Annotated in this window: 21 protein-coding genes; 20 read left to right on the top strand and 1 reads right to left on the bottom strand. The window is 65.7% G+C overall.

What is annotated here, in order from left to right; all coding sequences use genetic code 11:
* Window positions 1-44: 44 nt before the first annotated feature.
* Window positions 45-734 carry a helix-turn-helix domain-containing protein gene (locus tag MRY80_RS11600; RefSeq protein ID WP_293291151.1) on the bottom strand — a complete coding sequence of 230 codons (690 nt, stop codon included), beginning with the start codon at window positions 732-734 and terminating at the stop codon, window positions 45-47.
* A gap of 35 nt (window positions 735-769) precedes the next feature.
* Here MRY80_RS11600 and MRY80_RS11595 point away from each other — a divergent pair, with 35 nt between their 5' ends.
* The 20 genes from MRY80_RS11595 to MRY80_RS11500 all read left to right on the top strand — a co-directional run bounded on the left by MRY80_RS11595 (window position 770) and on the right by MRY80_RS11500 (window position 13,130).
* A complete protein-coding gene (locus tag MRY80_RS11595) occupies window positions 770-1,000 on the top strand; it encodes a helix-turn-helix domain-containing protein (protein ID WP_293291149.1) in 231 nt (76 codons plus the stop codon).
* On the top strand, window positions 997-1,119 hold the full coding sequence (locus tag MRY80_RS11590) for a hypothetical protein (RefSeq protein ID WP_293291148.1): 123 nt from the start codon (window positions 997-999) through the stop codon (window positions 1,117-1,119). The genes MRY80_RS11595 and MRY80_RS11590 overlap by 4 nt, the downstream gene beginning before the upstream one ends.
* Window positions 1,116-1,298, top strand: coding sequence for a hypothetical protein (locus MRY80_RS11585; protein ID WP_293291147.1), 183 nt, complete (start codon window positions 1,116-1,118; stop codon window positions 1,296-1,298). Before MRY80_RS11590 ends, MRY80_RS11585 begins: the two co-directional genes overlap by 4 nt.
* Window positions 1,295-1,636, top strand: a complete 342-nt coding sequence (locus MRY80_RS11580; RefSeq protein WP_293291146.1) for a hypothetical protein — start codon at window positions 1,295-1,297, stop codon at window positions 1,634-1,636. The genes MRY80_RS11585 and MRY80_RS11580 overlap by 4 nt, the downstream gene beginning before the upstream one ends.
* Window positions 1,633-1,902: a hypothetical protein gene (locus MRY80_RS11575; RefSeq protein ID WP_293291145.1), complete on the top strand. Its 270-nt coding sequence runs from the start codon at window positions 1,633-1,635 to the stop codon at window positions 1,900-1,902. Before MRY80_RS11580 ends, MRY80_RS11575 begins: the two co-directional genes overlap by 4 nt.
* A complete protein-coding gene (locus MRY80_RS11570; RefSeq protein WP_293291143.1) occupies window positions 1,899-2,669 on the top strand; it encodes a hypothetical protein in 771 nt (256 codons plus the stop codon). Before MRY80_RS11575 ends, MRY80_RS11570 begins: the two co-directional genes overlap by 4 nt.
* Window positions 2,666-2,920, top strand: a complete 255-nt coding sequence (locus MRY80_RS11565; protein WP_293291141.1) for a hypothetical protein — start codon at window positions 2,666-2,668, stop codon at window positions 2,918-2,920. Before MRY80_RS11570 ends, MRY80_RS11565 begins: the two co-directional genes overlap by 4 nt.
* Entirely contained in the window at window positions 2,917-3,243 is a 327-nt protein-coding gene (locus MRY80_RS11560) for a hypothetical protein (RefSeq protein WP_293291140.1), read from the top strand. Before MRY80_RS11565 ends, MRY80_RS11560 begins: the two co-directional genes overlap by 4 nt.
* A 165-nt stretch (window positions 3,244-3,408) precedes the next feature.
* The gene (locus MRY80_RS11555; RefSeq protein WP_293291139.1) at window positions 3,409-3,720 is read left to right on the top strand and encodes a DUF2829 domain-containing protein; all 312 of its coding nucleotides are present in this window, start codon (window positions 3,409-3,411) and stop codon (window positions 3,718-3,720) included.
* 66 nt (window positions 3,721-3,786) lie between these two features.
* Window positions 3,787-4,122, top strand: coding sequence for a hypothetical protein (locus MRY80_RS11550; protein ID WP_293291138.1), 336 nt, complete (start codon window positions 3,787-3,789; stop codon window positions 4,120-4,122).
* On the top strand, window positions 4,119-5,249 hold the full coding sequence (locus MRY80_RS11545) for a toprim domain-containing protein (RefSeq protein WP_293291137.1): 1,131 nt from the start codon (window positions 4,119-4,121) through the stop codon (window positions 5,247-5,249). Before MRY80_RS11550 ends, MRY80_RS11545 begins: the two co-directional genes overlap by 4 nt.
* Window positions 5,246-5,377: a hypothetical protein gene (locus MRY80_RS11540; protein ID WP_293291135.1), complete on the top strand. Its 132-nt coding sequence runs from the start codon at window positions 5,246-5,248 to the stop codon at window positions 5,375-5,377. Before MRY80_RS11545 ends, MRY80_RS11540 begins: the two co-directional genes overlap by 4 nt.
* Window positions 5,374-6,069 carry a hypothetical protein gene (locus MRY80_RS11535; protein ID WP_293291134.1) on the top strand — a complete coding sequence of 232 codons (696 nt, stop codon included), beginning with the start codon at window positions 5,374-5,376 and terminating at the stop codon, window positions 6,067-6,069. The genes MRY80_RS11540 and MRY80_RS11535 overlap by 4 nt, the downstream gene beginning before the upstream one ends.
* Before the next feature lie 13 nt (window positions 6,070-6,082).
* Window positions 6,083-8,014 (top strand): hypothetical protein, encoded by a 1,932-nt coding sequence (locus MRY80_RS11530; protein WP_293291133.1) that lies wholly within the window; start codon window positions 6,083-6,085, stop codon window positions 8,012-8,014.
* A gap of 185 nt (window positions 8,015-8,199) precedes the next feature.
* Window positions 8,200-8,436, top strand: a complete 237-nt coding sequence (locus tag MRY80_RS11525; protein ID WP_293291132.1) for a hypothetical protein — start codon at window positions 8,200-8,202, stop codon at window positions 8,434-8,436.
* On the top strand, window positions 8,426-9,016 hold the full coding sequence (locus MRY80_RS11520) for a hypothetical protein (protein ID WP_293291130.1): 591 nt from the start codon (window positions 8,426-8,428) through the stop codon (window positions 9,014-9,016). The genes MRY80_RS11525 and MRY80_RS11520 overlap by 11 nt, the downstream gene beginning before the upstream one ends.
* A gap of 278 nt (window positions 9,017-9,294) precedes the next feature.
* Window positions 9,295-10,869 carry a hypothetical protein gene (locus MRY80_RS11515; protein ID WP_293291129.1) on the top strand — a complete coding sequence of 525 codons (1,575 nt, stop codon included), beginning with the start codon at window positions 9,295-9,297 and terminating at the stop codon, window positions 10,867-10,869.
* Window positions 10,866-11,282 carry a hypothetical protein gene (locus MRY80_RS11510; protein WP_293291127.1) on the top strand — a complete coding sequence of 139 codons (417 nt, stop codon included), beginning with the start codon at window positions 10,866-10,868 and terminating at the stop codon, window positions 11,280-11,282. The genes MRY80_RS11515 and MRY80_RS11510 overlap by 4 nt, the downstream gene beginning before the upstream one ends.
* 55 nt (window positions 11,283-11,337) lie before the next feature.
* Window positions 11,338-11,538 carry a hypothetical protein gene (locus tag MRY80_RS11505; protein ID WP_293291126.1) on the top strand — a complete coding sequence of 67 codons (201 nt, stop codon included), beginning with the start codon at window positions 11,338-11,340 and terminating at the stop codon, window positions 11,536-11,538.
* Window positions 11,538-13,130, top strand: coding sequence for a portal protein (locus tag MRY80_RS11500; protein WP_293291125.1), 1,593 nt, complete (start codon window positions 11,538-11,540; stop codon window positions 13,128-13,130). The genes MRY80_RS11505 and MRY80_RS11500 overlap by 1 nt, the downstream gene beginning before the upstream one ends.
* The last annotated feature ends 14 nt before the right edge of the window (window positions 13,131-13,144 follow it).

Here is a 13,144-nt window from a genome sequence, read left to right as displayed (position 1 = left end):
CACGTGAAACGTGAGCCCGGAAAAAGTCCGCGAAATACGGGAAATCAGGCGACGCGACGGTCGCGCAGCGAGGCGACAATCACGCCGCGAATGACGACGCGCTCGTTATCGACGAGGAGCGGCCGGCGCAAATCGGGGGCGCTGCTGGCGGCAACCAGATAGGGCTGCTCGTAGATGCGCATCACGGTTTCGGCCTTGCCGACGCGATCATAGACCTGGGCGCAGACCGCATCGCCGTCAATCGGCGTGGCGTTGAGGTCGACCAGGAGAATGTCGCCGGGCATGTAGCCCTCGTGCTCCAGTGCGCGGGAGCGCATGACCCAAGGATCAATGCCGTTGCGCTGGCCAATAACGCCCCGCAAATCAGCGATAACCCGGCTGCTTGAGGGTGGCAGATCCGAAAGGTCGAAGGGGTCTGCCTCTGCTTCGGCCAAGCCGGCCGGCTTCCTTACCGGCGCAGTCTCGTAGGGCGGTATGCCGCCGACGCGCGCGATCTTTTCGATCGTCAGCGGGCTGAGCTGCGCGACGTTCTGCGGATCCTTCAGCCACTTGGAGAGTGTGGAGTGATCGATGCCTGCCTCGCGGGCAAGATTGGTCGGCCGCCATTTCCGGTGATCCAGAATGGCGTTGACCCAAGCCAGCTGTTTGCGACGAGCGTTTTCCACAAGGACAAGCATTAGCGCGGGGAACTCCAAACAACTGCGCGTGAATGTTCGCTTGACAATGGGGAGCAAATCACACTTTTTCACATTATGGAAGGAGATCGCCGATGAAGTCGTGGAAAGAGATCGAAGATCGCCGGGCGCAGGTCGGGCTTTCCCGAGCGGAAATGTGTCGCCGCGCCGGCATCTCCGAAAGCACCGTGTTCAAGGGCCTGCAGCGGACCGGAACACCGTCGCCTTCGGTGCGCCGTATCCTCGCCATGGTGCTGAGGGCGGCCGAGGTTACCGGCGAAACGCAGGACAAGCCGCACTCGCCGGCCGGCGAGGTGACGTCATGATGGCCGCGCTCGGGATCTGGCTGATGACCTTCATCGTGCTGTGGCTGGCCTTCATGGTCGGCGCGCGGATCCGCGAGGACGAGCGCCCCCGCCATCCGATGGAAGGAGACGGGGAATGAAGGCGCATCGGCAATTCCTGCTCGCGTCGGCTTCGCCCTTCGCCATCGCGGCCGACAGCTTCGCCCGCCTCCGGCTCGAGCGCGACCAGGCGCGGCGATCGGACGGCGAAATTCACGCCATCGTCGATGCGCGGGTGCTGGAAGGCGCCAAGGCCCGGTTCGAAGGGGACGGCGCATGAGCGAGGAAACGACGCTCACGATCGACACGCTGTTGCGATCCATGCGGACGATCGAGTTGGCGCCGGCGGTGCCACGCTTCATTCCGTCCGCTCACCTCGTGGACACGATCGAGGACTGGTCGGATTGCCGCTCGCCGAGCCGGGCAATGCGCCGTCGCAGGCAGGGGCACCGCCAGCGCGTGCGGTTCGTGCAGGTTCCCAAGCCGGACGGATATCGGGTCGGCAACGACATCTTCATGCATCCCGCCACCCTGCAGTTGATGCAGGAGACGTTGTCGCTCGCAATGGCGGACCGGATCGAAAGCGTGGCCTTCTACAGAGGCGGAGGCCGGACATGATGCTCGCCTTTGCCGTGTCGGACCGACTGGCGGCCGGGGCCGATCTCGCGGCGCGGCGGGCCTTCGCACAATCGCTGATCGACGACATCAACGCCAACGCGCTGGAGCAGGGCGTGCGCGGGGTGCGGCTCGCGCGCGTGCGCCTCGCCGAGCTCGACGACGGCTCGCAGGTGGTGACGGTCGAAGGGGAGGCCGGCCGGACGCCGGCCACCATGCAGGATTTCATGCAGGCGCGCCGCAGGGCGCAAACAGGAGGCGCAGGGTGAGCACTGAACTTGGAATTACGAAACTGCCGCACGGCTATCTGGTCGATGACGGACGCGGCGACAATCTGGCGGCGCTGTCCAATTTCTCGCACCTGGTCGACTGGCTCGCCGACGCGTTCGACGAGGCGGCCTGCCGGCGAGGAGCGCCCAAGGGGCGCGCGTTGGAGGTGTCGGATCGAATACAGGAGATGATCGACGGGCCGATGGGGCGATTGCAGGCGCGATTGGAAGGTCTGGACGATGTTGGCAATGCGCTCGCCGCGCTCCTGGCGGACGCGGCTTCGGCTGAAACGGCCGTCGAGACCGAGGAGGATCCGCCGTTCGAGGAGGATCCGATGGCCCAGTTCCTGGCGGGGCCGGAGCAGATCGTTTCGGAAGAGACCGAACGCAAGGTGCGCGAGACGCTTTCGGAAATTCCGGTCGCAAAGGACGAAGCGCCGCAGCCGGAAACCAGCGTCGAGCCCGCGCCGGAACCGGCGCCTTCCGCCGCTGCCTCCCCTGCCGACACGGTCGAGACGCTGACCGACAATCAGACGCGCGTGCTCGACGCGCTGCAATTGCGGCAGCTGCAGGCCGGGCCCGGCCGGTTCAAGGTGACGATCAAGCAGATCGCCCAGGCGAGCGGCGTCGCCAGCACGACCGTGCCCGCGGTGACGCGGGCGCTCGCGTCCAAGGGCCTCATCACCATCCACAGCACCGGCCAGCCCGCCGCGCCCGTCTATTACGAAGCCCCGATGACGGACGAAGGCGATGGAGACGAGGCGTGAAGGACGATCCTTGCTTCACATGCAATCTTCCCGACTGTGACGAAACGAGCCGGGGTTGTGCCGTTAGACAGCTCAACTGCAGCTATTCGGCCAAGATCAAGGCCGGACGGCATGACGAAATCCGAAGAAGCGAGCGCGAGGCGCAAAACGAAGTCTTCAGTTGGTGGCATCTGGAGCGCATGGCGCAGGCTGCCGAGGGTGTGAGGCCGTACAAGCGTTTCGATCGGCAAGCAGGAGGCGGCGCGTTATGACCTCGCATCCCGTTAGCGAGCCGATGCTGGCGCAGTTTCTCAATGCGGAGAGCGACGCGGCGCGGGCCGCGCTGCTGCTGGCGACGCCGCCGATCGTTCTGGTCGAATTCCAGGGCCAGTATCGCCGCGCCCTCGAGGCCGTGGAGATGACCGCCGGCACCGCCTATCTCGACGCGTTGCTGGCGATCCTCTCGGCGCGGCGCGACCAGTGGGGCCGGCCGGAGCGTTTCCTCGAGGTGCAGATCGACGCGGCCCGGATGATGCTCTGCATCGGAGCCGGCAGCGTCGCGTTCTCGAAAGCCGGCAGCGCACCCGCCGGCTGAGAGGCGGGCGGCGGTTCCTCTCGTTTCTGCCGCCGCCCGTTTGAATTGTTCCCGCCTTCGGCGGCCAGAGTTCCGCGTTTCACGAGTTTCCTCCCAGACTGCCGGGCGGTTTGAGTACCGCGTGCCGCCCGGCTCTTTTTTGGATGCGACCTGAAAGGATCGGCCATGAATTTCGGAAACGTAATCGAAGGACTGAAGCAGGGGCGTCGCTATGCGCGCGCCGGATGGAACGGAAAGGGCATGTGGATCGCCCTCACGCCGGGTTCGCTCTTTGAAGCCAAGCACGCGAGGCCTGGCCACGCGGCCAAGCATCGGGCGGACGAACTGCAGCGCGATCAGCCGCACGAAGGTGCCGAGGGCCTCATCGAACTGGCGCCGCACATCGACATGCGCGCCGCCGATGGAACGATGGTGATCGGCTGGCTGGCTTCGCAGACCGACATGCTCGCCGAGGATTGGGAAGAGGTCGCGGCCTAAGCCATGGAGCGGCCCCGCAAAACGAAGCGCCGGCGGCGGCCGCCGCCGCGCGTCCAGCCGAACCGGTTGCCGCGCTACAAGCGCGCGCGGCTGGCTTCGGCCTGGTCGGCCTATCTGCAGGCGGTGGCCGTGGTGGCGCGGGTGTCGGGCCTGCCGATGGAGGCGATCGCCGCGCGGCGCGGGGCCGGCCGGATCGGCGGCGAACTCGCCTTCTGCCGATCGGCGGCGATCTATCTCGCGGTTTGCGGCCTCGACACGCAGCAGGCGCATCTGGCGCAGGCGCTGTCCCGGCCGCGCTGGCCGATCTGGAACGCCTGCCGGAGCATCGAGGCGCGCCGCGACGACCCGAAATTCGACCTGCTTATGACGTCGATGGAAAAGATGCTCGGAGAGACGGCGTGACGGCGACCGGCCCGACATTCGCGGACATCAAGATCGCGCTCGAGGACAGGATCGAGAGCCTGGTGCGCGACTTGGTGCCGGACGGGCACAAGAACGGCAAATACTGGATCGGCAAGAACCCGACACGGGCCGACCGGCATGGCGGCAGCTTCTGGGTGCTGATCGGCAAGAACCCCGGCGTGTGGCGCGACGAGGCGACCGGCGACGGCGGCGACGTGATCAGCCTCGTCCAATATGTCGGTCAGCTGCCGGACTATTCGGCGACGCGGAGCTGGTGCCTGAAATGGCTCGGCTGGTCCAACGGACCGGTCGCGCCGATGAGCGACGCCGCCAGGCGGGCCGACGAGGCGCACCGGGCGAAGATCCGCGCCGAACAGGACGCGGCCGACCAGGCGGAGCGCGAAAAACAGTCAAGACGGGCCTTCGCGTTGTGGCTGAAGGCCGAGCGGCTGGAGCCGAAGGACTTTCCCGGCTCGATCGTCGATCGATATCTGCAGGGGCGCGGGATCGACCTCGTGACGCATCGCATCGCCGCCGGGCTGGAGCTTCCCGGCGCAATCCGGTTCCTCCCGGCGCATGACTACGTCCTCGCCGAGGGCAAGGGGCGGATCGCGCTGCCCTGCATGATCACGCTGATGAGCGACGCGGCCGGCAAGGCGCAGGCGGTGCACCGCACCTGGCTGAAGCCGGACGGCAGCGGCAAGGCGGATCTCCCCGACCCGAAGAACAACAAGCCGCGCAAGATCTGGCCAGGCCCGAAAGGCGCGGTCATGCGCATCGCCAAGGGCGAGACGGGCCTCTCGCCGGAACAGGCGGACCGGAAGGGCAAGCGCGGGCCGCTGGTCATCACGGAGGGCGTCGAGGACGCGTTGTCGGTGGCGATCGGCTGTCCGGAAATGCGCGTCTGGGCCGCCGGCACGCTCGGCAATATCGGCAACGCGCCGATGCTGGCCTGCGTGACCGACGTGACGGTGTGCGCCGACAATGACTGGCACAACCCGCAGGCCGCGCGCGACCTCAAGGCGAGCATCGACGCGCTGAAGGCGCAGGGCCGCAGCGTGCGCAAGGCGCGCTCGCCGATCGGCAAGGATTTCAACGACCTCTTGAAAGGAGAAACGGTGAAATGAGCGAAGAACGCGACGCAAACAACAACTGGAAACGCCCGCTGGCGCTGGGGATCGCCATCGCGATCGTGTTGCTGGCGATCGGGGCAAACGGCGCCCTCCACGAACTGGCAAAGGGAGCAGGACAATGAAGGCGCATGAGATCCACTGGCTTTCGGCGAAGATGGCGGCGCGATGCGCGTGCGGCCTGCCGGAGCAGGACGGCGACGCGGCGGCGATGCGGATGAAATCCGATTTCGAGAACGTGCCGCGCCAGCTCTACGACTATTGCCGCGACCGCAGCTTTCCCGCCCCGGAGACGATCGCGCGGCGCTGGGGCCAGATGATCGCGCGGCCGTTTCCGTTCGCCAGGCTGGCCGACGCGCCGGAGCCGGTGCAGGTGTTCTTCACGGTCTATCGGGCGCTGGCGCAGGTGCTGGAGCCCTGGCGCGAGCCGGACGACGAAACGCCGGCGGGGCCGGTGGAGCTGGCGGCCTGGGCCTCGCCTGCTGTCCACCACGCTTTCGGCGAATTGGATCTGAGCGTGGCCTTCGCGTTGATGGACGACGGTGATGGCCCGCTCGAACTCCTCAAGAGCGTGGCCACCTCGGATGTGGAAGAGATGGCCCATCACATACTCGGATGCAGTCGAAACGCCGCCGAGATCCTGCAGTCTTTCGCCGCCCAGATGTTGGGTCGGTTCCCAGCGGAGGAGTCGGCCGATGACGGTGTGGAAAACGATGCTGCGGGTTCGGCTGCGGGCGGTGAAGGCGGCGGGGCAGACGCCCCGAAAAAGCCCGCCCGCAAAGCCAGGCGCGCGACAAAGACGACGCCCAACACGTAGACCCAACTAGACCATGGCCGGAGACAAGACCGGCGGCGACCAGGGCGATCCGTTCGATCCCTGGTCGCCGGCCAAGCCGCTCGCATCGCAAAAGGGACTTGCCGCCGGCATGGGCGGCAAGGACGCCGTGCGCGCCGCGATCCTCAACGCCGAGGAGGAGCCGAAGACGGCCGAGCTCGGCCGAGACGATCCATTCCCGGGGCAGAAGATGGACGGCGCGGAGCCGGGAAAGTGGTCGGCCGACGAATTCGGCCTGCCGCCCGGTTGCCCGGTCATGCCGCTCGGCACCGACAACGGCCAGTTCTTCTTCCTGGACACGATCGGCCAGTTGCGCGTGCTGAAGGAAGGCGAGTTCGGCCAGGGGCCGCTCAACGGCCTCTTCATGGGACGGCACCTCTGGCTCTACTGGGCCTTTCCCAAGAAGAACGCGGACGGCGCGGTGACCGGCTGGCGCGCCGAGAAGGTGCGCGAGTGCCTGATGGCGGCCTGCGGCCGCAAGGGCGCCTGGTCGCCGGCCAACAAGGTGCGCGGGCGCGGTTTCTGGACCGATCGGCAGGGCAATCTGATCCTGCATTGCGGGGATCGGCTGATCACGCGGCGCGGCGAGGAGCCGCTGGGCGAGTTCGAGGGCGCGGTCTATCCGACGCGGCCGGCGATCAACCGGCCCTGGCCGGAAGCGCTGGCCGGGCGGCCGGGGCCGGCGCTGGACCTGTTGCCGCATCTGCGCGCCTGGAACTGGGTTCGACCCGAGCTGGACCCCGTGCTGCTGCTTGGATGGATCGTGATGGCGATGGTCGGCGGCGCGCTCGACTGGCGGCCGGAATGCTTCATCCTGGGCGACAAGGGATCCGGCAAATCGACGCTGCAGCGCGACATCAAGGCGCTGTTCGGCGACGGCATCATCCAGACCGGCGACACGACCGCCGCCGGCATCTACCAGGATCTCCAGTTCGACAGCCTGCCCGTGGCGATCGACGAGTTCGAGGGCAAGGCCGACACGCGCAAGCAGAAGGCGGTGATCGAGCTGGCGCGGCTGTCCTGTTCCGGCGCACCGATGATGCGCGGCGGCGACAACCACAAGGGCACCAAGTTCTTCGGCCGGTCGGCCTATCTGTTCTCGTCGATCAACACGCCGCCGCTCGACCCGCAGGATCTTTCGCGCCTGGCGCTACTGCGGCTGCGGCCGCATGCCGAGGGCGCGGTGCGACCCGTCATCCCCGACCCCAGATTTCAGGAAATTGGCCGGCAGCTGATCCGGCGCGTCTGGGACGAGTGGCATCGCTGGCCGGCGGTGTACCAGGGCTGGCGCGAGTTCCTGGCGGGGTGCGGCCATGACGGTCGCGGCCAGGACACGTTCGGCACGCTGATGGCGGCGGCCGACATCGCGATCGGCGAGGACGCGGGCGCGCTGAAGATCGCGCTCGGCACCTATTGCGACCGCGCCGCCTGGACCGACCATTTCGAAGTCAGCGGCATGTTCGAGCATGACGACGCCAGCGAGAACTGGCGCCTGTGTCTCAACCACATCCTTTCGACGCGGATCGACGCCTGGAAGAACGGCACGCGCCACACGGTGGGCGAGGTGTTGACCGAATTCTGGGAGCGCAGCGACCCCGCTGCGAAGCTTTCCGGCGACCAGGAGCCGATCAGCTACAACGAGGCGCGCAAGCTCCTCGAGCAGACCGGCATGACGCTGATGAAGCCGACCGTGAAGGACGGCGCGTTCGAGCTGCTGATCCCCGACCAGCACACCGAACTCTACAAGCTGATGCGCGACAGCAAATGGGCCGGCGAGATGTCGGCCGGCAGCTGGAAATATGCGCTGCAGGCCGCGCCGGACGACTACTGGCGCAATGCCTCGGCGCGCATCGACGGGCTGAAGAAGCGCGGCACCGCGTTCCGTCTGAACGCCATTCTGGTCAGTCGCAAGGAGGCCGAGAGCTGATGACCAGGAGCGCGGGACAGGCGATGGCGGGAATTTGGGCGCGCGAAAACATAACAGCCCGTACCCCGACCCATAGTCTTCAGAGAAGTTTCCGCGCGGTGTTTCGAGCGGCCGGCGGGTCAGGGTGGAACAGTGGAGCGCGAGACGTTCCATTGCGAAGTCGCCACAAGGCACTGACATCATTGATGAAATCGACATCTGGAACAGTGGAACACTGGAACGGGAAAGCCTCGCGTGCGCGTGCGCGCGTAAGAGAATGCGTGTTCCATTGTTCCAATGTTCCACTTTCAGAAAGTCATAGAGTTATCAGTGAGTTAGCAGGAAAAGTGAATGGAACGGGCTTTGTTCCAGTGTTCCAGAAGCGTGAAAACACCTTGAAATTCAACCGCTTGAATAAAAAAGGGGGTGAATATGGCCGATGACAAGCAGACCGGGCTGGCCAAGGCCCTCGACCTGGACGGGAAGGCGGCGGAGCTGTCCGGCGAGCTGCGCCAGGAGGGCGAGGAGAAGATCCAGCACGATCTCTTCGCCGGCTCGAGCGTGTTCGGGACCATCGTGACGTCCGGCGGCGAGACGGTGAAGGGCGGACCGGGGCGGCCGAAGGGATCCCGGAACCGATCGACGCGCGACCTGGTCAAGCTGATCGAGGCGACGGGGAAGAACCCGATCATCGGGCTAGCGGAGGTCGTGGCCATGCCGATCGACGCGATCGCGGCGACGCTGGGCTGCAAGAAGATCGAGGCGGCCGAGTTCTGGCGCAAATGCGCGAACGACCTGGCGCCGTATGTGGCGCAGAAGCTGCCGATCGCGATCGACCTGCCGGGGGCCAATGCGGGCGTGCTGGCGGTGTTCATGGGCGCCGCCCAGGGCGACGAGCCGAGCCTCGACCAGGTGTTCGGGCAGCTGATCGAGGGCAATCAGGAAATGCAGCAAAATCAAGAGCTTAGCGAAGCCGACGACGAGGCGGCACACGACGAACCGGCACACGATGAGGATAAGTGATTGAAAACGTTGAACAAACCTTTGACAGACCCGCTGATGCTGTTTCAGCGGCGCTTCGCCTGGCGCTGGCCGGCGAGAGGGACGGCAGACGGCCGGCGGGCCGGAGGGGTGGCCCTCTTCTCAGCCGGCCCGGCAGGGCGGGGCGTTCCCCGAAATCGGGTTTCGCTGAGAGAAGAGGGCATCGCCGTGCGATTTTCAGCTTCCGAAACGGGTCTCGCCGGTTCGCATATGTGCGGGAAACCAAACGCGGTGGCCCTGGGGTCGGGGGATATGGCGCGATGAATGCAGACCAGCAAGCCGCGATCGACCTCTATCGGAGCCTGAAGCTCGAGAAAGTGGATCTGCGATCCTACCAGGTGCCGGGCCCGGTAGCGGAAGCGTTCATGAAGGACCGGGCGAACTGGGTGCGGTTCATCATGGGGCCGATCGGCTCGGGCAAGACGAATGTCAACTTCTTCGACAAGCTGACCTGCGCCAATTTCATGCCGCGATGCAGCAAAGGGCAGTTTGCCGGCCACCGACTTCACCGGCATCTGGAGATCCGCGACACCTATCAGAACCTTTGGGGCACGACGGTGCGTTCATGGTGGTCCTGGTTCGGGCCTGATGTGGGGAACTGGTCGGGCGGGGAGGGGCGGAAAGCGACGCATCAGCTCGTTTTCCAAATGCCGGATGGCGGCAATCTCTATTTCGAGATCGTGTTCCAGGCGATCCAGGACGCTGACGTGGACGCCGCCTTGCGCGGCATCGAATTCACGACGGCGAACATGGGCGAGGCCGACCAGCAGTCCGGTGACGTGCTCACCTATCTGATCGGCCGCGCGCTGCAGCAGCGCTATCCGCCCAAACGGTTTTTCGATCCGGGGACCGACTATTACACCTGCGTAACGGGCGACTTGAACCCTCCGGATCCGGAAAACTGGACCTATGGCGTGTTCGAAGAGGACAAGCCTACCGGCCACAAGCTTTATCGCCAGCCGTCCGGGCGCGGACCGAACGGTGAAAACCGGCAGGCGATCAGTCGTGAGATCTACGAAAAGATGGCAGTCACCAACGCGCACCGGCCCTGGTGGGTGCAGCGCATGGTGGACGGGCAATGGGGTTACTCGCGCGAGGGCGAACCGGTCTATCCGGAATATGACGATCTCGTGCATTGCGACGCGGAGGGCCTGAAGGCGATACCGGGGCTGAAGTTGCGGCTCGGTTTCGACCAGGGAGTGACCGGCCCGGCCATGCTCGTGTTGCAGTGGACGCCTGACGGGCAATTGCGGTTGCTTGGCGAGTATTGTCCCGGCCGGATCGGGCCGACCGGCTTCGGCCGGGGGTGCAAGGTCTATCTCGCATCGGAGTTTCCGGGCTTCGAAATCGAGCGGGCGACGGGCGATCCGGCCGGCTTCTACGGCGGCGACAGCGAGACCGGCGACCTTGCGATGTTCGAGACCGTCCAGCAAGTGATGGGGATCACGATCTGGCCCGCCGAAAGCCAGGAACTGAACATTCGCCAGGACGGGGTGCGGCAGCTGCTGCGCTACCGGATCGATGGTCACAAGCCGGCATTCATCCTGGACGGGACGCGCGCGAAGAAAACGCGCAAGGGCTTCAATTCCGGCTATCGCTACAAGAAGCGCAAAGGCAACGACAACCGGACAGACCCGGTGCCGGAGAAGAACGAATTCTCCAATCCGCACGACGCGCTGCAATACGCGGTCGAGGATCTTCTCGGCGTCGCCGGCATCGTGCGCGGCGAGTTGATGGGCGGGCGCGGCGACAAGATCCACACGGACGGCGCCGGCTACGACGAGCCGGTCGGCACCGTGATGATCAACACCGATTTCGACGTGTACCGGTCATGATCGAGTTCCGCCCGGCCGAATTGGAGGATCTGGTCGCGGTGCGGCGGGCAACGCCGCGCCGGCACTTCCAGAAGCTGACGATGCAGATCCGCGACTATCCGGCCTGGGCGATCCGGTCGGGCGAGGAGCGGCTGGGCCTGTGCGGACTGGCGCCGATCGGCAGCGGAGTGATCGAGGCGTGGTTTCTCGCCTCAACGCGACTGCGGCATTCGCCGCACCGGGTGGCGGCGATGCGGGCGCTGATGCTGCGGCTGGCGACGGTGCTGCCGAACGACCTGCTGATTTGCCGCATCCTTGAGGGCCATCGTGCCGGCGAGCGGATCGCGCGGCTTTCCGGGTTCCTGCCGATCGACGAGTGGTTGCCGGGCACGCGGGTGCGCACCTGGGTGCGGCCCCCCGACGCTAAAACATAACAGCCGATGCGCGCTCTTACTGTTGCGGACCGTAGCTCAGAACGGGACGCGATCCATGGAACAAATCGGAAAGCTGTTCGGCGCGCAGCAGGGGCCGACCGCGGCCGAGAAGGCACTGCAAGCGGATCAGTACCAGAAAGCCAGCCGCGCCGACGCCGAGGCGGATCAGCGCCTCGCGCTCGCCAGCCGGGCGAGCAGCCTGCGCAAGTCGCTCGCCTATCGCGACCAGTCCCGCAAATCGACGCTTGGCGGCTGATGGCGGATACGTCTCAACAGGACATGCCGGCGCGCGACCTCAAGCGCACGTCCAAAGCATGCGAGGCAGCCTATCAGGACTGCTCCGGCCAGAAAGCGCGGCTGGACGAACTCTATGAATACGTGCTGCCCTATAGGGCACCCTCCGGCACGGGCTCGGCGACCACGTCAGGCCGGGTCGATCGCGTTTTCGACAGCACCGCGACCAAGGCGGCGTTCCGCTTCGCCGGGCGCATGCAGCAGGATGTGACGCCGGCCTTTCAACGTTTCTTCGAACTGAAGGTCGGTCCGTATCTCAACATCGACGGCGACGAAAAAAAGGCGATCGAGGAAGAACTGGCGATCGTGACGGCGAAGGTCAGCGCCGTCATCGAGGGCGCGGATTTCGCGGTGTCCTCCGGCGAGATGTATCTCGACCTGTTCGGCGGCACCGGGGCGATGCTCATTCTCGAGCACGAACACGACATCGCGCGCTTCCTGGCGGTGCCGATCGGCGAGATCGCCTTGCGCGAGGATGGCGCCGGCCATGTCAACGGGATCTACTGGAAGAAGGAATTCAAGGCTTCCAACATTCCCGGCATGTGGAAATCGGCACGGTTGAGCGACCGGCTGAGGCGGCTGATCGAAGACGAGCCAGAGACCAAGGTCAGCATCACGCAGGCCTGCGAGTTCGACGAAGAGAGCCGGATGTGGGAGTTCTCGGCGTTCGACAGCGACCACGGCAAGGACGAGGGATCGATCCATGCGGTCAACGAACGGACCTGTCCCTGGATCACGCCCCGTTTCTACAAGGTTCCCGGCGAGGCGATGGGGCGCGGCCCCGGCCTGATGGGCCTGCCGACCGCCAAGACGCTGAACAAGGTGACGGAGCTTTCGATCAAGGCTGCGGCCTTCGCCATTCTGGGCCTGTGGATCTATCGAAACGACCGGGTGTTCAACCCGAAAACGGCGAAAATGGCGCCTGGCGCGATGTGGCCGGTCGGCGCGACAGGCGGCACGATGGGCGCTTCGATCCAGAAACTGGACGTGCCCGGCCGTTTCGACATCTCGAACCTGATCCTGCAGGATCTGCGCGAGAACGTGAAGCAGGTGATGCTCGACGACACGCTGCCGCCCGACAGCGGCGCGGTGCGTTCGGCGACGGAGATCGTCGAGCGGATGAAGCGGCTCAGCCAGGACCTGTCCGGGGCCTATGCGCGGCTGATCCTCGAAATCATCAAGCCGCTCGTGCAGCGGATCATCGACATCCTTTATCGCCGAAAGCTGCTGAAGGTTTCGATTTCGATCGACCAGCTGATCACACGGGTCGAAGTGGTGTCGCCGATCGCCAAGCAGCAGCAGGCGCAGGACGTTTCGTCGCTCGTCGAATGGCTGCAGATCACGGCAGGGCTCGGCGGGCGCGAAATGATGATGCTCACCGCGAAGGTGGAAGACGTCTTCACGGAGATCGGCCGCAAGCTCGGCATTCCGGAACGGTTCCTGCGCTCGGAGACCGACAAGAAGAAGATCCAGCAGGCGCTGGCGCAGATGATCGCGCAGCAGCAACAGCAACCGGAGCCGGCGCAACCGCCACCGGCGCAGCCGATCGCTTAAGGCAACAGGGCAGG

The sequence above is a fragment of the Oricola sp. genome, assembly GCF_022763245.1.
In the GTDB taxonomy this organism is placed as follows: domain Bacteria; phylum Pseudomonadota; class Alphaproteobacteria; order Rhizobiales; family Rhizobiaceae; genus Oricola.
Note: the sequence above shows the minus strand (reverse complement) of the source record. Positions and strands in the feature narration are given on the sequence as shown.

Coding starts and splice junctions, on each gene's coding strand:
- MRY80_RS11535 (WP_293291134.1), top strand. CDS start 5,374: ATGAAGGCGCATGAGATCCACTGGCTTTCGGCGAAGATGGCGGCGCGA.
- MRY80_RS11595 (WP_293291149.1), top strand. CDS start 770: ATGAAGTCGTGGAAAGAGATCGAAGATCGCCGGGCGCAGGTCGGGCTT.
- MRY80_RS11575 (WP_293291145.1), top strand. CDS start 1,633: ATGATGCTCGCCTTTGCCGTGTCGGACCGACTGGCGGCCGGGGCCGAT.
- MRY80_RS11590 (WP_293291148.1), top strand. CDS start 997: ATGATGGCCGCGCTCGGGATCTGGCTGATGACCTTCATCGTGCTGTGG.
- MRY80_RS11510 (WP_293291127.1), top strand. CDS start 10,866: ATGATCGAGTTCCGCCCGGCCGAATTGGAGGATCTGGTCGCGGTGCGG.
- MRY80_RS11555 (WP_293291139.1), top strand. CDS start 3,409: ATGAATTTCGGAAACGTAATCGAAGGACTGAAGCAGGGGCGTCGCTAT.
- MRY80_RS11560 (WP_293291140.1), top strand. CDS start 2,917: ATGACCTCGCATCCCGTTAGCGAGCCGATGCTGGCGCAGTTTCTCAAT.
- MRY80_RS11530 (WP_293291133.1), top strand. CDS start 6,083: ATGGCCGGAGACAAGACCGGCGGCGACCAGGGCGATCCGTTCGATCCC.
- MRY80_RS11585 (WP_293291147.1), top strand. CDS start 1,116: ATGAAGGCGCATCGGCAATTCCTGCTCGCGTCGGCTTCGCCCTTCGCC.
- MRY80_RS11525 (WP_293291132.1), top strand. CDS start 8,200: ATGAAATCGACATCTGGAACAGTGGAACACTGGAACGGGAAAGCCTCG.
- MRY80_RS11515 (WP_293291129.1), top strand. CDS start 9,295: ATGAATGCAGACCAGCAAGCCGCGATCGACCTCTATCGGAGCCTGAAG.
- MRY80_RS11500 (WP_293291125.1), top strand. CDS start 11,538: ATGGCGGATACGTCTCAACAGGACATGCCGGCGCGCGACCTCAAGCGC.
- MRY80_RS11520 (WP_293291130.1), top strand. CDS start 8,426: ATGGCCGATGACAAGCAGACCGGGCTGGCCAAGGCCCTCGACCTGGAC.
- MRY80_RS11580 (WP_293291146.1), top strand. CDS start 1,295: ATGAGCGAGGAAACGACGCTCACGATCGACACGCTGTTGCGATCCATG.
- MRY80_RS11540 (WP_293291135.1), top strand. CDS start 5,246: ATGAGCGAAGAACGCGACGCAAACAACAACTGGAAACGCCCGCTGGCG.
- MRY80_RS11505 (WP_293291126.1), top strand. CDS start 11,338: ATGGAACAAATCGGAAAGCTGTTCGGCGCGCAGCAGGGGCCGACCGCG.